Consider the following 18393-nt stretch of genomic DNA (forward strand, 5'->3'; position numbering starts at 1 on the left):
CTAGACTTCAGAACATCTATTATCTTGATTTTGCACCATCCGGGCCAACAGCAACACAGGAACGACCCCCATGGAAGCGCTACTTTCCCATTTCGATTTCATCTATCGGCCCGAGGGCCTCATTGCCCTTGTCACGCTTGTGGTGATGGAAGTCGTCCTCGGTATCGACAATCTCATCTTCATTTCAATTCTGACCAATAAATTGCCGAAAGAGCAGCAGGCCCGGGCCCGTCGCCTTGGCATCAGCGCTGCGCTGATCTTGCGCCTGGTGCTGCTGTTTACGATTTCGATCATCGTGCAGTTGACGGAACCTGTCTTCGAAGCCTTCGGACATGGTTTTTCCTGGCGGGATCTCATCCTGATCGCCGGCGGTCTCTTTCTTGTCTGGAAGGCGACGAAGGAAATTCACCATACGGTCGATCATGAAGATGCCAAGGAAGATGTCATCGGCAAGACCGTAACTCTTTCCATGGGCGCGGCGATTATGCAGATACTTTTGCTCGATCTCGTCTTCTCGGTGGATTCGATCATCACGGCGGTCGGTATGACCGACGAGATTGCCATCATGGTCATCGCGGTTCTGGCGGCGGTTACTGTGATGCTGCTCGCAGCCGAGCCCTTGTCGCGGTTCATTGCCGCCAATCCGACTATAGTCATGCTTGCCCTCGGATTCCTCCTGATGATAGGCATGACGCTTATCGCCGACGGGTTTGGTTTCCATGTACCGAAAGGCTACATTTATGCGGCAATGGGCTTCTCGGCTCTCGTCGAAGCGCTTAACATGCTGGCGCGGCGAAGGAGGAAGAAGAGCCACTGACCTTTCTCCATGCTGATCCGGAATTTTCTGACAACAAGGACTGAACGTTGATGAATACGACACTTACCGAAGCTTTCGTTCCGCTGAAGCTCGCCAACCGGCCGCTGGTCTTTAAGGCGCTCGCTGTCCTGATAGGTACGGCCTTCCTTGCCGTCAGCTCCTGGGCATCGGTGCCGATGATCCCGGTACCGGTAACCATGCAGACCTTTGCGGTCACGATGGTGGGCGCCCTTTACGGTTGGCGTCTCGGCGGCCTCACGGTCATCGCCTGGCTGATTGAAGCCATGATGGGCATGCCGGTTCTCGCCGGCGGCGCATTCGGGCTGGCACCCTTCGTCGGTCCTACCGCTGGCTATCTCTTCGCGTTCCCGGTCGTTGCGGCGTTTGTCGGCTATCTCGCCGAGCGCGGTCTGACCCGCAATCCGTGGTCGTCCTTCGCGGTCATGCTTCTCGGCAATGCATTGTGCCTCGTGCTCGGCGCTTCCTGGCTCGTCCACCTTTTCGGCCTTGAAACCGCATGGGTATCGGGCGTCGCACCGTTCATCGTCGGCGGCATTCTGAAGTCGGCTTTGGCAGCCGCCGTTATTGAAGCCTTGCGCCGCTCAGGGGTCATGGTTCGCCTCGGTTGACGGTCAGGCTTCGCCCGCACCATCTCCTGTGCATGCTGACCTATGTCGGCAGGGGCTATAGCGAGGCGTTCACCGCCAATTATGACGAGGTCATCAAGCGACTTGTGGCGGGCGAAACCATAGAACTGGGCGAGGGGCCGGACGATATCTGCGCCCCTCTGCTTGGCGATGCAGATCCGCATTGCCTATGGGACAGTGTTCGCGAGCGCGATGCCAAAGCCGCTGCGGCAGTGAGCAGATTGCTGGGGCGGCAAGTGAAAAACGGCGACACGATCGAACTCGATGCTGCCCTGCTTTCGACATTTCGCCGGGAGTTCAAAAAGGGCAGGACGCGCGACGCGTGTGGTGGTTGCGAGTGGGTCGACCTCTGCTCGGACATTTCGCGGACTAACTTTCCCGGCGTGCGGCTGACACGATAATCCGGATGCAAGCTTTGCTCTTAGTGTGGCTGGACGCGCGATAGGATTTTCCCTATAAGGGCGCCATTCCAGCAGCATGTTTTCCGCTAGGTGCAGCCCGCAGCGTCAAATTGCAGGGCCCTGACGTGAAACATCAGCAAACGTAGCAAAGCACGCAGGGGTGCCATGGCAGGCCATTCACAATTTAAGAACATCATGCACCGCAAAGGGCGCCAGGACGCCGTTCGGTCGAAAATCTTCTCCAAGCTCGGGCGCGAAATCACCGTCGCTGCCAAACAGGGTCTGCCTGACCCGACAATGAACCCGCGCCTGCGTCTGGCCGTGCAGAATGCCCGGGCGCAGTCCATGCCGAAGGACAATATCGAGCGCGCCATCAAGAAGGCCGCCGGTGGCGAAGGCGACAATTACGAGGAAGTCCGCTACGAGGGCTATGGCCCGGGCGGCGTTGCCGTGATCGTCGAGGCACTGACGGACAACCGCAACCGCACGGCCTCCAATGTTCGTGCTGCCTTCACCAAGGCGGGCGGCGCCATGGGTGAAACCGGCTCGGTGGGCTTCATGTTCAATCGCGTCGGAGAAATCACCTACAAGCCGGAAGCCGGCAGCGCCGACAAGGTCATGGAAGCCGCGATCGAGGCCGGCGCCGATGACGTTTCGAGCGACGAGGACGGCCATGTCATCCTGTGCGCCTTTGAGGACATCGGCGAAGTTTCCAAGGCGCTGGAAAGTGCCCTTGGTGAAGCAGAGTCCGTGAAGGCGATCTGGAAGCCGCAGACCATGGCGCCGGTCGACGAAGAGAAAGCACAGTCGGTTCTGCGCCTTCTCGCGACGCTCGACGATGATGACGACGTTCAGAACGTCTATGCCAATTTCGAAGTGAGCGACGAGGTTCTGGCCAAGCTCAGTGCGGCCTGATCGCGTTTTCAGTGCAACAATCAGATCCCGTCAGCCGCAAGGCTGGCGGGATTTTTGTTTGTCAGTTCATGGGGCCGTCGCCGCCGAGGGTCTCCATGGTGGGTTCCACGGGCTTGACGCCGGTTGCGCGGTTTATGAGGACCGTGATCACCCACAGGGCAACACCGACCCCGATGAGAATGCCGGCGATCTTGTATTGAACAGGATCGCGCCCGGTCCATGGGCCGGCGAAGAAAGCGCATGAGATGGCGCCGACGACGGGCAGAAAGGTCGGCGTGCGGAAATGATCGTGGTCCACGGTCTCGCGCCGCAGGATGAGCACCGCGATATTGACGATGGTGAAGACGAAGAGGAGGAGCAGTGCCGTCGTGCCGCCGAGCGCCGGCACCTCGCCGACAAACATGATCAGCCCGAATGCGAGAAGCGTCGTGAAGGCGATGGCAAGATAGGGCGTGCGGCGCGCCGGATGCACCTTGCCGAAGAGCGGCGGCAAGACATGCTCCCGGCTCATGCCATAAACGAGGCGGCTAGCCATGAGCATGTTGATGAGCGCGCTGTTGGCAACGGCAAACATGGTGATGAAGCCGAATATCCAAAGCGGGAAATTCGGTGCACCCGCCTGCACCACTTTGAGGAGCGGCGTCTCGCCTTCGCCAAGTTCTGCCGGTGGGACGAGAGTGATTGCCGATATCGAGACGAGAACGTAGATGATGCCGGTGATGAAGAGACCGGCAAGCAGCACCTTCGGGAATATCCGGGTCGGATTTTTGCATTCCTCGGCCATGTTGACGGAATCCTCGAACCCGACCATGGCGAAAAAGGCAAGTGTGGTCGCTGCCATGACCGACCAGAACACGCTTGAATCAGGTGCTGTGGCAAATTGCGTGATGCGCGAGACATCGCCCTGTCCTGCGGTAATCGCCATCAGGCCGATGAAGATAATGATCAAAAGACCGGTGAGTTCTACGACGGTCAGTACGACATTGGCCTTCACACTCTCGCCGACACCGCGGAAGTTGACTGCGGCGACCACGGCCATGAAGGCGAGGGCCACGAGCGAAATGCCAATCCCGCTTTCGAGATTGAGCTGGAATGCGCCGGAGAGATTGGCGGCGAAGGCGCGCGAGGCTGTCGATGCCGAGGTGATACCCGAGCACATGACGGTGAATGCGACGATGAAGGTGATGAAATGAATGCCGAAGGCTTTATGCGTATAGAGCGCAGCCCCCGCCGCTTTCGGAAACTTCGTGACGAGTTCAAGGTAGCTCAGCGCCGTCACGACAGCGACGATGAAGGCAATAAGAAAAGGCAGCCAAACGACACCGCCGACCTGCTTCGCGACCTGCCCCGTGAGCGCATATATGCCGGTGCCGAGAATATCGCCGACGATGAAGAGAAGCAGCAGCCAGGGTCCCATGACCCGGTGTAGACTTGGCTCGACCGGAGTGGCCGATGCGGTTCCTACACCTGTTGTTACGTCGGTCATCGGGCAGTCCTCCCTTTGAAGTCGGCTGGGGTGTTGCGAAAAAGCTATTGGCGAATCAAGTCCTTGTCAAATTCGCCGAGCCCCATATTTGCCGCGCGACAAAAGAAAAACGGCCCCGCGCTTGGCGAGGCCGTTTTTTAAATCCCGTTGGATGGGAAATATTATATGCCGAGGTTGGCGAAGCGGTTCTTGAACTTCGAAACGCGGCCGCCACGGTCGGTCAGCTGCTGCGAACCGCCGGTCCATGCCGGATGCGTGGTGGGGTCGATGTCGAGGTTCATCGTGTCGCCTTCCTTGCCCCAGGTGGAGCGCGTCAGGTACTCGGTGCCGTCGGTCATGACGACCTTGATCGTGTGATAGTCGGGATGAATCTTGGCTTTCATCTTTCTTGTCCTAAACTAGAGGGCGCAAAACTGGAGCCACGAGCGATGTGGCAAGCCGGTCCGGAGCCGATTGGTAGAGATGAAGCCAAACGTCACAGGGCCGTGGGCTTCCAAAACTGTTGGCGAGCCTATACATCAGCCTTTAAGCAATAACAAGGCCGTCTGGCGGCAAAGTCGCATAGCCGATACGAGGAACAAGCAAGTATGGCCGATCTGGCTCTCGAAGAAGCGGAAAGAAAGCGGCGCTCGTTGAAGCCGCTACGCCGGGTCTTCCCATATATGGCCCGCTACAAGGGCATGATTGCCGGTGCGCTGGTTTCGCTTGTCATCGCTGCCGTAACGACGTTGACGCTGCCGCTCGCCGTACGCCGCATGATCGACCATGGTTTTTCCGACGTGAATGGGGCCTTCATCAATACGTATTTCAGCATGCTGGTCGTGCTCGCCGCGCTGCTCGCCATTGCCTCGGCGGGACGCTACTACTTCGTCATCACCCTCGGCGAGCGCATCGTTTCCGATCTTCGCCACGACGTCTTCGCGCATCTGACCCGCCTTTCGCCCGCGTTTTTCGACAGCACGCAATCGGGCGAGATCGTCTCGCGCCTGACCGCGGATACGACGATGATCAAGTCTGCCGTGGGTGCCACGGCTTCCGTTGCCCTGCGCAACGTGATCCTTGCCTTCGGCGCCATCGTAATGATGGTCATTACCAGCCCGAAGCTTTCGGGCCTCGTGATTGCGGCAATTCCCCTGATCATCATCCCGCTCGTTGCCTTTGGTCGCTCGGTACGCCGGCGATCGCGGGCCGCGCAGGACCGGCTGGCGAATGCCACGGCCTATGCAAGTGAATCGATTATTTCCGTGCGTACGCTGCAGGCCTTCACCAATGAAAAGCTAGCAACGCGCCGCTTTGCGAAATCGGTGGAAGATGCCTTCGATGCGGCCCGCGCCTCGGTCATGGCGCGGGCGATACTTACGGCCTTTGCAATTTTCATGATCTTCTCGAGCGTGGTCGCAGTCCTCTGGTTCGGGTCGCGCGACGTTCTTTCCGGCGCGATGACACCGGGCACGCTCGGCCAATTCCTGCTCTACGCGGTGTTTGCGGCGGGCGCACTCGGTGCTCTATCGGAAGTGTGGGGGGAATTGTCGCAGGCGTCGGGAGCGGCGGAGCGGCTGATGGAGATCCTGGCCGAAGAGCCGGCAATTGCGGCTCCGAAGAATCCCGTGCCTTTGCCGCAGCCGCCCGTTGGCAGCGTCGTCTTCGACAAGGTCCATTTCAACTATCCAAGCCGACCTGCAGCACCCGCATTGAAGGGTCTCAGCTTCGCCATCACGCCTGGGGAAACCGTCGCAATCGTCGGCCCTTCAGGCGCGGGCAAGAGCACGGTGTTTTCACTGCTGCTCCGCTACTATGATCCGGTCTCCGGGAACATAACTATCGACGGCGTCGATCTGCGTCAGGCCGATCCGCTCGATCTGCGTTCGCACATTGCAATCGTGCCGCAGGACACGACAATTTTCGCCACGAGCGTGCGCGAGAATATCGGCTTTGGCCGGCGAGGCGCCAGTGCCGAGGAGATCGAGAACGCCGCGAGATCGGCGCTCGCCCATGACTTCATTCTGGCGCTCGATCATGGTTACGACACGCAAGTCGGCGAACGCGGCGTGACGCTCTCGGGCGGCCAGCGTCAGCGTATCGCCATTGCCCGCGCCATCTTGCGCGATGCGCCGATCCTTTTGCTTGACGAAGCGACCTCGGCGCTTGATGCCGAAAGCGAAATGCTGGTGCAGAAGGCGCTCGACCACTTGATGGAAGGCCGCACGACGCTGGTCATCGCGCACCGTCTGGCCACGGTCCTCAGGGCTGACCGGATTCTCGTCATGGAGAACGGCAGGATCGTAGAGGAAGGAACACACCAGACGCTGGTCAAGCAGAACGGCCTCTATGCCGGCCTCGCCAAGTTGCAGTTCGAGGCCGGGTCCGACGCCTTCAAGGGCGCTGCCGAATAGCTTTTAGAGCATGCACTGCTTAAATGGCAGTACGTGCTCCAGCTGGCTTAACGCTCGGTGAGCTTCAGTTCGATGCGCCGGTTGCGTGCACGGACTTCCGTGGAATCGCCGGGTTCAAGCGGCTGGAATTCGCCAAAGCCCGCCGCGACGAGCCGGTTTGCCGGGACGCCGTTGGCGATCAAGTACTTGACGACCGAAATGGCGCGAGCGGAGGAAAGCTCCCAATTGTCCTTGAACTGGCCGCTGCCCGACAGCGCAATGTTGTCGGTATGGCCATCGACGCGCAGCACCCAGTTGATATCGTCGGGAATTTCCTTTTGAAGCTCGATCAGGGCGACGGCAAGCTTCTTCATCTCTTCCGATCCGGCAGGATTGAGGACAGCCGACCCGAGCGGAAACAGGACTTCCGACTGGAAGACAAAGCGGTCGCCGACGATGCGGATGTTTTCGCGGTCGGAAAGGATCTCCCGCAACCGGCCAAAGAAATCCGAGCGATAGCGATTGAGCTCCTGGACACGCTGGGCGAGGGCGACGTTGAGGCGCTTGCCGAGATCGGCAATCTTGGCATTCGATTCCCTGTCGCGGGACTCCGACGCATTGAGCGCGTCTTCGAGTGCTGCGATCTGCTTGCGCAGGGCGGATATCTGCTGGTTGAGAATCTCCACCTGCGAGAGCGCACGCGCGCTGATCTGCTTTTCGTTTTCAAGCCCCGTGGAAAGCTCGTTGATCTTGCCTTCGGCGGCAGCGCCGGCGCCGGCGCCCTGCGACAGCAGCGCCTGCAGGCGCGACTGCTCGCTCTGGGCATTGGTGAGGGACGCCTGCAGGTTTGCGATCGTATCTTCAAGGTCCTGCTTGTTGCCCTGTTCCAGCGAAAGAAGCTGCGTCAACTCGTTGATCTGTGCGTTGAGGCGATTGAGGACAGCGTCCTTGCCGGTGATTTCCTGGCTGAGCAGAAACTGCGCCAGAACGAATACCGACAGGAGGAACATGATCGACAGGAGCAGCGTCGACAGGGCATCGACGAAGCCCGGCCAGTAGTCGATGTGGCGGATGGCCTTGCGATTGCGACCGAGTCCCATGCTCAGTTGGCCTTGTCGCGGGCAATGGCATCGCCAAGTTTCGCCAACGTCTGGCGGATGGATTTTTGTTCGTCAGCCTGCTTCTCCACCCAGTCGCGCATCATCTGCTGTTCGGAGCGCATGTTCTTGACGAGCCCCTGAATTCCCTCGGCAAGGCTCGCCAGCGCCGCCGTGGTGCGCTGGCTCGATCCGCCGCTCTCCTGGATATTCTGCAGGCGTTCAGCCAGCGCGCGCAGTTCGTCGCTCGTACCGGTGCTGGCGGCGTCGAGCGCATGCAGATCCGAGCCGAGGTCGGTGACGCTGGAAAGCCAGTTTTCAAGCTCTGTGTAGAAACGGTTTTGCGCCCGCCCGGCCTGCAGGTCGAGAAAGCCGAGGATCAACGATCCGGAAAGACCGAAGAGAGAGGACGAAAAAGCGGTGCCCATGCCGCGCAACGGGGATTGTAGCCCGGCTTTCAGCGAGTCGAGAACGCTGTTCGCGTCGCCAGCGCGCGGATCCAGCGACTGAATGGTCTGGCCGATGGAGCCAATCGTTTCGAGCAGGCCCCAGAACGTGCCAAGCAGGCCGAGGAAGACGAGCAGGCCGATCAGATAGCGGGAAATGTCGCGGGTTTCATCGAGGCGCGCCGCGATGGAATCCAGCATCGACCGCATGGCGCTGGTCGACAGAGCCATGGACTGGCGCCGGCCGATGAGGGCGCGCATCGGTGCGAGCATGACGGGATGCGCATTTGGATCGCTGTTGCCGCGGCGGAAGGAGTTTACCCAACGCACTTCCGGGAAGAGCCGGATGACCTGGCCGAAGGCCAGAAGGATGCCGATGGCAAGTACGCCGATGATCAGGCTGTTGAGGCCCGGGTTCGTGACGTAGAACACCGAGATCTGCCGAAACAGGATAGCGGCAAGAAATGCTACGATCGCCAGAAATATTGCCATGGACAAGAGGACGAACCGCGGGCTTGAAAGCCGGTAGGGATCGTATTCTTCGCCATCCCGACCCTGGCGGGTCGAACTGAAATCTGCCATCGCATCGTCTCCGCGTCGCATAAACCGAATTTGCCGCGACCCTAACCGAAATCGAGGTGAAAATGGAAGGTGCAATGAGGTAACGCTTGAATTTGTTATTGCTGCATCAATTCAAGGTTGGTGGAGGAGATAGTGGAAACAGAGTATTTCCACAAAATGTACCGGAGATTGAAGAGGTTCCGCGTTTCATACGCCCGGCAAATTAAACAGGTCCGACCCTAATCCTGAGCACGCAACAGGCATGGCCTAAGCAAAGCAAGGCTTTTTCACTGTTCGATGTGGTTACGACATCCGGCACGGAAAAAGGCTCGACTACCGGACGGTAGCCACCTCACGCCACAACGCACCTACTCCAGCCTCTGGGGCGCTTCTTAAACTGCCGACCTTAGATCGGCTTTTTCAGCGCCTTGACGAGCGCCTTCTGGATGGCTTCGTTGCCGGCGACGATCGAACTGCTCTCCACCACATCCTGTCCGCCGTCAAAGTCGGTGACGAAACCGCCGGCCTCGCGAACGAGAATGATGCCGGCGCCGATGTCCCACGGGGAAAGGCCGCTTTCCCAGAAACCATCAAGGCGGCCGGCGGCCACATAGGCGAGATCGAGGGCGGCGGCGCCCATGCGGCGCACGCCGGAAACCTCGCCCATGATATTGCGCAGTTCGACAAGGTAATTGCCATGGTGGCCGCGGCCGAGGTGTGGAACGCCTGTGCCGATGACGGAATCGACCAGTTTGTTGCGGCCGGCAACGCGCAGGCGGCGATCATTCAGGAATGCCCCGCCACCACGCTCGGCAGTATAGAGCTCGTCCATGGCCGGGTTGAAAATCACGCCGGCAACGATCTGTCCCTGGCGTTCGAGGGCGATGGATACGCCAAAAATTGGAATGCCATGCAGGAAGTTGGTGGTGCCGTCGAGCGGATCGACCAGCCAGCGGTGCTGGCCGTCGCTGCCTTCAACCGCGCCGGATTCTTCCATCAGGAAGCTGTAGTCGGGACGGGCGCGGCGGAGTTCCGCGTAGACGATCTCTTCGGCGCGCTTGTCGGCCTGGCTCACATAGTCGCCCGGACCCTTGAGCGACACCTGCAAGTTTTGCACTTCGCCAAAATCGCGCGCCAGTGAGCGGCCCGCCTTCATGGCGGCCTGAACCATTACATTGAGTATCGCTGAACGCGCCATTCGGGGTATGTCTCCGTAAGATCAAATAGGGAAGCCAGCGGAGCCGGCTACCCGGGGTCGGCTTAGTCGGCGCGGCGGATATAGGTGATTTCGTTGGTGTCGACGACGATGCGCTCGCCCGACGAAATAAATGGCGGAACGAGAACGCGAATGCCATTTTCGAGCAGCGCCGGCTTGTAGGACGATGCTGCCGTCTGGCCCTTCACGACCGGGTCGGCTTCGGTGATCGCCAGGGTGACCTGATCCGGGAGCGAGATACCGATTGGCTTTTCGTCATAGAGTTCGACCGTAACCATCATGCCGTCCTGCAGGAATGCGGCGCGATCGCCAACGAAGTCCTTCTGCAATTCGAGCTGTTCGTAGCTGTCGGTGTCCATGAAAATCAGCGCTTCGCCCTGTTCGTAGAGGAACGAGAAATCCTTCTGCTCAAGGCGGACCTTCTCAACCGTCTCGGCGGCACGGAAGCGCTCATTTAGCTTGGTGCCGTTAATGAGGTTCTTGAGCTCGACCTGATTGTAGGCGCCGCCCTTGCCGGGCTTCACGGCATTCGTCTTGACCGCAACCCAAAGGCCGCCGTCGTGCTCGATCACGTTGCCTGGACGGATTTCATTCCCGTTGATTTTCATTTGTCTATCCGGATTGTTGTTGGAACTTGGCGCCGATTTCGCCGGCTAGGCCAAATATTGGCGCCTCCAAGACCACAATTTCACACAATAGGCAAGAGAGAGGGCGCAAACTGCTTGAGGATGCGCCCTGTTCTTATCGGTCGCAGCTCAAGCGGCCAGCGCGGTTTCGGCCAGCGAAACCCAATAGCTGATGCCATAGGGGATCGCGTCGTCGTTGAAATCGTAGGCTGAATTGTGAAGGGCAGGCGTGTCGCCATTGCCGATGAAGACGAAGGCGCCCGGGCGACTTTCCAGCATGTAGGAAAAATCCTCCGCGCCCATGACCGGCGGCATATCGCTGCTTACGGCCGCTGCGCCGACGATGGATTGGGCAATGCCAACGGCAAAGTCGGTCTCGCGATCATGATTGTAGGTGACCGGATATCCGTCGTGGTAGACGACGTCCGCCTTGCCGCCGAACACGGATGCGGTGGCTTCGGCAATCTCGGTCACGCGCTTTTTCGCCAGTTCCCTGATCTCCGGCACGAGTGTGCGCACCGTGCCGCCAAGCTTGACGCGGTCGGGGATGACATTGGACGCATCGCCGCCATTGAGTTGTGTCACGGATACGACCAGCGCCTTCAATGGATCGGTCTCGCGTGACACGATGGACTGTAGCGCAATAATGATGTGGGCGGCGATCAGCACCGGATCGATCGCCGAGTGCGGTTTGGCAGCATGGCCGCTACGCCCCGTTACCGTGATCTCGAATTCGTTCGTCGCGGCCATGATCGAGCCCTTGCGGGTGGCGAATTCACCAAGGGGCAGCCCGGGGGCGTTGTGCATGCCGTAGACCTCGCGAATGGCGAAGCGATTCATCATGCCGTCGTCGATCATTGCACGGGCACCGGCGCCACCCTCTTCGGCCGGCTGGAAGATGACGGCGATCGAACCCTTGAAATTGCGTGTATCGGCAAGGTGCTGCGCTGCCCCGAGCAACATTGCAGTGTGACCGTCATGACCGCAGGCATGCATCTTTCCGGGTGTTTTTGATGCCCATGGTTTGCCGCTCTCCTCGGCAATCGGCAGGGCATCCATGTCAGCGCGGAACCCGAGAACCGGACCATCGCCATGGCGTCCGCGGATGATGCCGACAACCCCGGTCTGGCCTATCCCGGTCTCAACCGTATCACAGCCGAACGCTCGCAGTTTCTCGGCGACAAATCGCGACGTCTCATGCACGTCGTAGAGGATTTCCGGGTTTTCATGCAGATGACGGCGCCACTCGGCGACGTGTTGTTGCATTTCATGAGCACGGTTGATCAGTGGCATTTCGAATTCCCATCGCTTGGTTATGCGGATGGAGCGAAGCTACGACCGGGATGTACGATCCGTCAACGCAATGAATTCGACCAGTTCCATGTGAACAGGCAAGGCTCTAGCGGAATTGCAGCTTGTTGGCTTCCGCGATGGCCTGGCTTTTCTGATCGTCGTCGAGACCGTCCATGAAGGATTCAAGATCGGGATCGTTGAGGCCAGCACGCTTGGCGGCGATGTACCACGCGGCAGCTTTGATAAAATCGCCCTCGACGCCGATGCCGTCGCGGTAGAGCTTTGCAAGCCGCGCCTGGGCGGCGACATTGCCGCTCGTTGCTGCCCGCAGCATCCAGCCGAAGCCAGCCTTGTATTCGTGCGGACCACCGAGCCCGGCGACGAGCCAGCTACCGAGGTCGAGCTGCGCCGTATCGTAACCCTTGACTGCGGCCTTGATGAGATATTCCCGCGCCTTCGCCATGTCGCGCGGAATCGTCGGCGTTCCATTGGCCAGCACCTGGCTTACCGCATATTCGCCATCGGCAAGCCCTTTGTCTGCGGCTTTCAGAAACCAGGGATAGGCATTTTCAATGCCGGCAGAGCCCGGGCGCTCCTGCATGAGGATCTGGCCGTAGTTGAACTCCGCTGCGGCATTGCCCTTATCTGCCGCCGCCTTGGTCAGTTCCTTGGCCTTTTTCGGATCCTTCGGGGCATATCGTCCCTGGAGCAGAATGGCTGCATAGCGGAATTGCGCTTCGGGTACGCCCTGCTCGGCGGCCTTGCCATACCATTTGGCGGATTCTGCCATGTTGACCGGCGTTCCAAGGCCACGCGCCAATATTTCCGCAAGCAGCACCTGTGCAGCGCTGTCACCGGCTTCGGCGCGGGGCAGCGCAAGGTTGTAGGCAGTCTTGTAGAGGCCGCGCTGGTAAGCGCCAAAGGCGTCGTCGGCCGGCGCCTGACCGAATCGGGTCGGATTGATAGGCTCGGCCGAATTGTTGTCACCGGCCGATTTTGGCCTGTCCTGCTTGGTGGATGTGACGGGTGCGCCAAGTTCCTGTTGCAAAGGCGCTGGCTTGGGATCTTCAAGGGCAGGTTTAACCGCTTCGGCCGGGGGCGGTGCAGTCGGCACGGGCTGCGCCGTCTGGGCCGGGGCGCCAGTAACGATGCCTGAAAAGGCAAGCACTGCGCCCGTGCGGATAAGGTTTAGCGACCTTGCTCCCATAAATCTCATTCCTCGAATCTCGGCGCGTGCTGGTCGAGGAGCCTGTTGGCTTCCCGGATTGCCGATTCCGGGTTGTTTCCTTCAAATATGGCGGCACCAAGGGCAATGAATTCCGCGCCGGTCGAAACGGCGTCGACAATGCTTTCGAGATTGTTGCCCGCCTGGATGATGCAGGGGATCTCGATCATCCCCGCCCACCAGTCGGCAAGCTCGATATTGCGTGGATGCGCCTCGGGCTTGGTATCCGCGCCGATTTTGCCGAAGAGTACATAATCCGGCTGGGCTTCGCCCATCTCAAGCGCCGTGTGGCGGTTCTTGACGTTGCCGGTGCCAACGATGAGCTTTGGAGAGAAGCGCGACACGGCATCGGCAATGGCGGTGGCAGGGCCTTCGATATGCAGGCCGTCGGCCTTCACGCGTCCCGCAACCTGCGTGTTCCCGACGATGATCGCAGCAGCGCCCGCGTTCTGGATCACCGGCACCGCGGCTTCGGCAAGCGTCTGGAATTGGGCTTCGTCGACATCATAGGGCGGAAGAAGGACCGAGGCCACATCGCCGCCCGATAAAGCTGATGCGAGAATCCTCACAAGTTCTTCGGCGCTGGCCGCTGGCGGAGCGATCAGAACGATTCGGCAGCGTTCGGGCGTTGTTTTGGTGTTCATGGCTGCAACCTGTTTCGTTCTCGAATGCATTGGGCGCACCCATAAAGCGAGTGCTCGTGATCAAATTGGGGCATAAAGGAAGGCAGTCGGTTTGAACAGTCCTCCCGGCCTTCATGGGCATGTTGCCATAGGCGGGTTAAGCGCCGGTGTATCGAAATCGGGGCACAATTCCAAAAATCGTTTCTCAACCGCGACGTGCGGGGTTACACAGATTTACGCCCATCCGCCGGATTTCCTGACATGCCCGACCTCTTGATGAACCCATGGTTCTATGCTGCCGCCGTTCCGGCAACGATCCTGATCGGCTTGTCGAAGGGCGGTCTTGGTGGGGCGATGGGGCAGGTCGGCGTGCCGCTGATGGCTCTGGTGATGCCGCCGGTGCAGGCGGCAGCGATCATGTTGCCGATCCTCATCGTCATGGATGTCGCAAGCCTCTGGTCATGGCGCGGCTACCGCGACAACCAGACGCTGAAGCTCATGCTGCCGGGCGCATTTGTCGGCATTGGCATCGGTTGGCTCACCGCGTCCATCGTCACGGACGACATGGTCAAGCTCATTGTCGGGGCCATCGCCATCATCTTTTTCGCCCGCTACATGCTTACCAGTGCGGCAAAGCGAGCGACGGCGCAGCCCCACAATGCGGCGAGTGCGACGCTGTGGTCGACACTCGCCGGCTTCACAAGTTTCGTCGCTCATGCGGGCGGTCCGCCCTATCAGGTCTATGCACTGCCCCTGCGCCAGGATCCCAAAGTTTATAATGGAACGAGCGTCATTTTCTTTGCGATTGTCAACGCCGTGAAGGTCATTCCCTATTTCGCGCTCGGGCAGTTCGACACCGCAAATCTCAGGGCTTCGGCAGTGCTTTTGCCGCTGGCGCCGCTTGCAACATTCGCTGGCGCCTGGATCGTCAAGCGCATGCGGCCGGAGATTTTCTACCCCTTCATGTACATCATGATTTTGCTGATGGGACTGAAGCTGACCTATGACGGCGTGGTCAGTTTGTTATAATTTTCAACGAAAGTTGATCAGCCGAAACGCAACTTTTGTCCTATGTCAACATTAATCACCACATTCATACGCCTCACTCGCGCCGATCGGCGGCGTGTAAAATTCAACCTTGCATATCGGAATACGGGAAGGCCATGACACAGATTCAGCTGAAACAGCGGGATACCCGTATCGATGTTTTCAGAGCGCTTGCCCTGTTGACGATTTTCATCAATCACGTGCCAGGCACGGTCTATGAGAATCTCACGCACAAGAACTTTGGCTTCTCCGATTCCGCCGAGGCTTTCGTCCTGATCTCGGGTATTGCCGTCGGCCTTGCCTATGGCTCGAAGTTCGAACCCGGCAACCGTTTCCTGATGACACTGAAGGCGTGGCGGCGGGCAGCAACCCTTTATAGCACCCATATTCTGACGACGATCGCGACGCTCGCGATTTTCTGCGCGGCGGGCATTTACCTGCAGCGTCCGGAATTCATGTCGTTCATCAATATCGGTCCCCTGATGGATCAGCCGGCAAAGGCGCTGATCGGGCTTGCCACGATGGGCCATCAGCTTGGCTACAACAATATTCTATCCATGTATGGCGTGTTGCTTTTGATGCTGCCGCTGTTCCTGGTGATTGCGCAATATAGCCTTGCCCTCCTTGTCGGCGCCTCCGGCTTGCTGTGGCTGGTGTCCGGCGTTTACCAGATCGCGCCGCCCAATTATCCGACCGACGGCGTCTGGTTCCTTAACCCTCTGTCATGGCAGTTCCTGTTCGTAGTGGGGATGGCTGGCATCATGCATGTTCGCCGCGGCAGCACGATCGCCTTCAACAAATACCTGTTCGGCCTGTCAGTGGCATATATTCTGGTCGCGCTATTCTGGGTGCGGTGGCCGCTCTGGGGCATCGACACGTCGCTGGGCCTGCCGATGGTCGTCACCGGTTTCGACAAGACCTTCCTGTCGCTGACACGCCTCGCGCATGTTCTGGCGCTCGCCTATGTCATCGTCTCGGTACCGGCGATCTCGAATCTCGCCCGCACATCCGCCGATCACCCGCTCGCCATTCTCGGCAAGCACTCGCTGCCGGTCTTCGTAGCGGGCACAATCCTTGCGATGGTTGCTCAGGTCGTAAAGGTCATGAATCCTGGCGGGCTTCTCGACGATACGCTGCTGATCGCCAGCGGCATCATGGCTCAGTTCGCGCTTGCCTATTATCTCGAGTGGCTGCCACGGCTCGGCTGGGGTGGGCGTCCCGTCCAGAAGGCGGAAAAGACCAAGCCCGTCATGGCCGGCAAGTCCATGCCGGCCGGGGCCATGGAGCCGGCAACGGCGCGTTCTGCCTGAGTATGAGCAATGGGTCTTCGGGCCAGGCCCGAAGACAGGACTTGAGCCGAATGCCATCGGTCCTTTCTCCGCCAATCAAATCGCTGTAGCTTGAGTTTGGGAGCTATCGCGTTGGGAGGCGTGTATGGGCGGAATCTTCGATCGTGATCTTGAGCGCAACGCGGCCAACCATCAGCCGCTGACGCCGCTTTCCTTTCTCGAAAGGGCGGCGTGCGTCTATCCCGACCGACCGGCAATCATTCACGGGGCCCAGCGCATCGATTACGGCACGTTCTATCGGCGCACGCGCCAGCTCGCATCGGCACTGTCGCGGCTTGGCATTGGCAAAGGCGATACCGTGAGCGTCATGCTTTCCAATACGCCCCCGATGCTTGAAGCCCATTTCGGCGTTCCGATGACGCAGGCCGTGCTGCACTCGCTCAACACGCGGCTCGATGCAGCGGTGATCGCGTTCCAGCTCGATCATGCGGAAACCAGGGTTGCCATCGTCGATAGCGAATTTGCCGATGTCTTTCGCGAGGCGCTCAAGCTTGCCGCGGTCAAGCCGATCGTGATCGACTTCGTCGATGCCGAGTACCCGGCCGATGCGCCCTATCCCCAAGGCGAACCATTGGGCGGGATGGACTACGGTGCCTTTGTCGATTCCGGCGATCCTGAATTCGCATGGTCGAAGCCCGATGACGAGTGGGATGCCATCACGCTCAACTACACGTCCGGCACGACGGGAAATCCGAAAGGCGTGGTTTATCACCATCGTGGTGCGGCGCTGATGGGCTATGGCAATATCATCGCTTCGGGAATGGGACGTTATCCGGTCTATCTGTGGACCTTACCTATGTTCCATTGCAACGGCTGGTGCTTCCCTTGGACGCTGGCGCTGCAGTTCGGCACGCATATCTGTCTGCGCTGGGTGCGCGCCAGGCAGATCTATGATGCCATCGCAGACTACGGCGTGACTCATCTTTGCGGGGCGCCCATCGTCATGTCGACGCTGATCAACGTGAAGGACCAGGACAAGCGGTCATTTCCACAGACGGTCACCTTCAACACCGCGGCTGCGCCGCCGCCCGAGTCGATCCTGGCGGGCATGGCGGAAGCCGGCTTTGCCGTCACCCATCTCTATGGGCTGACCGAGACTTATGGTCCGGCCGTTGTCAATGAGTGGCAGGACGAGTGGGATGCGCTCGATTTTTCTCTGCGTACCGCCAAGAAGGCGCGGCAGGGCGTCCGCTACGCGGCGCTGGAAGATTTGGCGGTGCTCGATCCGGAAACGCTGCAGCCGGTGCCGCCTGACGGCGAGACCATCGGCGAGGTCATGTTCCGCGGCAACATCGTCATGAAGGGCTATCTGAAGAACCGGGCGGCAAGCGACGAGGCTTTCGCGGGCGGCTGGTTCCATTCCGGCGATCTCGGCGTGATGCATGCGGACGGCTACATCCAGCTGAAGGACCGATCGAAGGACATCATTATTTCAGGCGGCGAGAATATTTCCTCGATCGAAGTCGAAGACGCACTCTACAAGTTCCCGGCCGTCGGCGCCTGCGCGGTGGTCGCACGGCCTGACGATAAATGGGGCGAAACCCCACTCGCCTTCGTTGAACTGAAACCAGGCCATGCGGCGAGCGAGGCCGAGATCATTGCCCATTGCCGCACGTTGTTGGCCAAGTTCAAATGCCCGCGCAATGTGCTGTTCGAGCCGATTCCGAAGACCTCGACCGGCAAGATCCAGAAGTTCGAGCTGCGCAAGCGGGCTAGGGCGCTTTAGGTTGGATGCCTGGGGCAAGAGCCCGAGGATGCAGTGGAGTGGCTAACGTCAAACTAAAGCCCTGTTGGCGACAGAGGTGACCAGCTATCAACGATGAGCGTGGCGGACGTTCTGCTACCGATCCACGTCCAACACCATCTCCTCCGTCATCCTTGATCCCCCGATCCACCACCGGCAAGCCCATGGACGCACCGCATTGATAGAACATTCCGCCCAACTTTATTGTCGGCGTTAAGGAATCGTTAAGCATTACAATCTATAAATTGAACATCCAGTTTTCTGGATTCTTACCAAGTGGTTTGGCCACTTTGTTTGACGCCTCCCTGTTAGACTCCTGAGAGCCGCCATGTTTCGCGGCTCTTTTTTTATGTTCATATCTTCCGACCGGCCCTGCCGTTAACCCTTTATTAAGGATAAACTTGCGCTGATGTGAGTATGCAGGCAGGTTGCTGGGGAATACTGTCCGCCGACCGTTGTGGTGTATCGCTTGCTGTTTCAGTAAGGGTGCACGGCTTTGGCAAGATTCGGTTCGCGGCAGCGCATTGG

The 18393-nt window shown here is 59.3% G+C and carries 17 protein-coding genes; 8 read left to right on the forward strand and 9 right to left on the reverse strand.

The genetic code is table 11. The features are described from left to right. Positions 1 to 70: 70 nt before the first annotated feature. The 4 genes from BR48_RS0110360 (at position 71) to BR48_RS0110375 (ending at position 2780) form a co-directional block, all read left to right on the forward strand. Complete coding sequence (locus BR48_RS0110360; RefSeq protein ID WP_027231241.1) at positions 71 to 817, forward strand: TerC family protein; 747 nt, start codon at positions 71 to 73, stop codon at positions 815 to 817. Between the two features lie 50 nt (positions 818 to 867). Continuing rightward, entirely contained in the window at positions 868 to 1446 is a 579-nt protein-coding gene (locus BR48_RS0110365) for a biotin transporter BioY (RefSeq protein WP_036813667.1), read from the forward strand. Beyond that, complete coding sequence (locus BR48_RS0110370; RefSeq protein WP_027231243.1) at positions 1443 to 1865, forward strand: DUF1284 domain-containing protein; 423 nt, start codon at positions 1443 to 1445, stop codon at positions 1863 to 1865. Before BR48_RS0110365 ends, BR48_RS0110370 begins: the two co-directional genes overlap by 4 nt. 165 nt (positions 1866 to 2030) lie before the next feature. After that, a complete protein-coding gene (locus tag BR48_RS0110375; protein WP_027231244.1) occupies positions 2031 to 2780 on the forward strand; it encodes a YebC/PmpR family DNA-binding transcriptional regulator in 750 nt (249 codons plus the stop codon). Positions 2781 to 2841: 61 nt separating this feature from the next. On the opposite strand, the gene BR48_RS0110380 is transcribed toward BR48_RS0110375, so the two are convergent. Together BR48_RS0110380 and rpmE are read right to left on the reverse strand one after the other, a co-directional pair. Continuing rightward, entirely contained in the window at positions 2842 to 4266 is a 1425-nt protein-coding gene (locus BR48_RS0110380) for an APC family permease (protein ID WP_027231245.1), read from the reverse strand. A 161-nt stretch (positions 4267 to 4427) separates the two neighbouring features. Continuing rightward, positions 4428 to 4649, reverse strand: a complete 222-nt coding sequence (rpmE, locus tag BR48_RS0110385; RefSeq protein WP_027231246.1) for a 50S ribosomal protein L31 — start codon at positions 4647 to 4649, stop codon at positions 4428 to 4430. A gap of 204 nt (positions 4650 to 4853) precedes the next feature. Between rpmE and BR48_RS0110390 the strand changes: the two genes are divergently transcribed. Further along, a complete protein-coding gene (locus tag BR48_RS0110390) occupies positions 4854 to 6659 on the forward strand; it encodes an ABC transporter transmembrane domain-containing protein (protein WP_027231247.1) in 1806 nt (601 codons plus the stop codon). Positions 6660 to 6706: 47 nt separating this feature from the next. Here the strand turns inward: BR48_RS0110390 and BR48_RS0110395 are convergent, their stop codons facing one another. The 7 genes from BR48_RS0110395 to BR48_RS0110425 form a co-directional block, all read right to left on the reverse strand. Next, entirely contained in the window at positions 6707 to 7738 is a 1032-nt protein-coding gene (locus tag BR48_RS0110395; RefSeq protein ID WP_027231248.1) for a peptidoglycan -binding protein, read from the reverse strand. A gap of 2 nt (positions 7739 to 7740) precedes the next feature. Next, the gene (locus tag BR48_RS0110400; RefSeq protein ID WP_027231249.1) at positions 7741 to 8763 is read right to left on the reverse strand and encodes a MotA/TolQ/ExbB proton channel family protein; all 1023 of its coding nucleotides are present in this window, start codon (positions 8761 to 8763) and stop codon (positions 7741 to 7743) included. A gap of 385 nt (positions 8764 to 9148) precedes the next feature. Then, on the reverse strand, positions 9149 to 9940 hold the full coding sequence (locus BR48_RS0110405) for an inositol monophosphatase family protein (RefSeq protein ID WP_027231250.1): 792 nt from the start codon (positions 9938 to 9940) through the stop codon (positions 9149 to 9151). Positions 9941 to 10002: 62 nt separating this feature from the next. Further along, positions 10003 to 10566 carry an elongation factor P gene (gene efp, locus BR48_RS0110410; RefSeq protein WP_027231251.1) on the reverse strand — a complete coding sequence of 188 codons (564 nt, stop codon included), beginning with the start codon at positions 10564 to 10566 and terminating at the stop codon, positions 10003 to 10005. Between the two features lie 147 nt (positions 10567 to 10713). Beyond that, positions 10714 to 11877, reverse strand: coding sequence for a M20 aminoacylase family protein (locus tag BR48_RS0110415; RefSeq protein WP_027231252.1), 1164 nt, complete (start codon positions 11875 to 11877; stop codon positions 10714 to 10716). A gap of 106 nt (positions 11878 to 11983) precedes the next feature. Continuing rightward, the gene (locus tag BR48_RS24285) at positions 11984 to 13084 is read right to left on the reverse strand and encodes a tetratricopeptide repeat protein (protein ID WP_081815815.1); all 1101 of its coding nucleotides are present in this window, start codon (positions 13082 to 13084) and stop codon (positions 11984 to 11986) included. A gap of 5 nt (positions 13085 to 13089) precedes the next feature. Then, positions 13090 to 13746 (reverse strand): thiamine phosphate synthase, encoded by a 657-nt coding sequence (locus BR48_RS0110425; protein ID WP_027231253.1) that lies wholly within the window; start codon positions 13744 to 13746, stop codon positions 13090 to 13092. A 240-nt stretch (positions 13747 to 13986) separates the two neighbouring features. Between BR48_RS0110425 and BR48_RS0110430 the strand changes: the two genes are divergently transcribed. The 3 genes from BR48_RS0110430 to BR48_RS0110440 all read left to right on the forward strand — a co-directional run bounded on the left by BR48_RS0110430 (position 13987) and on the right by BR48_RS0110440 (position 17847). Then, the gene (locus tag BR48_RS0110430) at positions 13987 to 14754 is read left to right on the forward strand and encodes a sulfite exporter TauE/SafE family protein (protein WP_027231254.1); all 768 of its coding nucleotides are present in this window, start codon (positions 13987 to 13989) and stop codon (positions 14752 to 14754) included. Between the two features lie 134 nt (positions 14755 to 14888). After that, complete coding sequence (gene opgC / locus BR48_RS0110435) at positions 14889 to 16082, forward strand: OpgC domain-containing protein (protein WP_027231255.1); 1194 nt, start codon at positions 14889 to 14891, stop codon at positions 16080 to 16082. A gap of 124 nt (positions 16083 to 16206) precedes the next feature. Continuing rightward, the gene (locus BR48_RS0110440; protein ID WP_027231256.1) at positions 16207 to 17847 is read left to right on the forward strand and encodes an acyl-CoA synthetase; all 1641 of its coding nucleotides are present in this window, start codon (positions 16207 to 16209) and stop codon (positions 17845 to 17847) included. The last annotated feature ends 546 nt before the right edge of the window (positions 17848 to 18393 follow it).

Origin of the sequence: Phyllobacterium sp. UNC302MFCol5.2, assembly GCF_000686005.1 — a bacterium.
GTDB classification, from domain to species: Bacteria; Pseudomonadota; Alphaproteobacteria; order Rhizobiales; family Rhizobiaceae; genus Phyllobacterium; species Phyllobacterium pellucidum.

Bases quoted from the DNA above. Each gene is read 5' to 3' on its own strand.
- BR48_RS0110395 (WP_027231248.1), bottom strand. From the start codon at position 7,738: ATGGGACTCGGTCGCAATCGCAAGGCCATCCGCCACATCGACTACTGG.
- BR48_RS24285 (WP_081815815.1), bottom strand. From the start codon at position 13,084: ATGGGAGCAAGGTCGCTAAACCTTATCCGCACGGGCGCAGTGCTTGCC.
- BR48_RS0110425 (WP_027231253.1), bottom strand. From the start codon at position 13,746: ATGAACACCAAAACAACGCCCGAACGCTGCCGAATCGTTCTGATCGCT.
- BR48_RS0110415 (WP_027231252.1), bottom strand. From the start codon at position 11,877: ATGCCACTGATCAACCGTGCTCATGAAATGCAACAACACGTCGCCGAG.
- BR48_RS0110360 (WP_027231241.1), top strand. From the start codon at position 71: ATGGAAGCGCTACTTTCCCATTTCGATTTCATCTATCGGCCCGAGGGC.
- efp (WP_027231251.1), bottom strand. From the start codon at position 10,566: ATGAAAATCAACGGGAATGAAATCCGTCCAGGCAACGTGATCGAGCAC.
- BR48_RS0110365 (WP_036813667.1), top strand. From the start codon at position 868: ATGAATACGACACTTACCGAAGCTTTCGTTCCGCTGAAGCTCGCCAAC.
- rpmE (WP_027231246.1), bottom strand. From the start codon at position 4,649: ATGAAAGCCAAGATTCATCCCGACTATCACACGATCAAGGTCGTCATG.
- BR48_RS0110375 (WP_027231244.1), top strand. From the start codon at position 2,031: ATGGCAGGCCATTCACAATTTAAGAACATCATGCACCGCAAAGGGCGC.
- BR48_RS0110430 (WP_027231254.1), top strand. From the start codon at position 13,987: ATGCCCGACCTCTTGATGAACCCATGGTTCTATGCTGCCGCCGTTCCG.
- BR48_RS0110380 (WP_027231245.1), bottom strand. From the start codon at position 4,266: ATGACCGACGTAACAACAGGTGTAGGAACCGCATCGGCCACTCCGGTC.
- BR48_RS0110390 (WP_027231247.1), top strand. From the start codon at position 4,854: ATGGCCGATCTGGCTCTCGAAGAAGCGGAAAGAAAGCGGCGCTCGTTG.
- opgC (WP_027231255.1), top strand. From the start codon at position 14,889: ATGACACAGATTCAGCTGAAACAGCGGGATACCCGTATCGATGTTTTC.
- BR48_RS0110400 (WP_027231249.1), bottom strand. From the start codon at position 8,763: ATGGCAGATTTCAGTTCGACCCGCCAGGGTCGGGATGGCGAAGAATAC.
- BR48_RS0110440 (WP_027231256.1), top strand. From the start codon at position 16,207: ATGGGCGGAATCTTCGATCGTGATCTTGAGCGCAACGCGGCCAACCAT.
- BR48_RS0110405 (WP_027231250.1), bottom strand. From the start codon at position 9,940: ATGGCGCGTTCAGCGATACTCAATGTAATGGTTCAGGCCGCCATGAAG.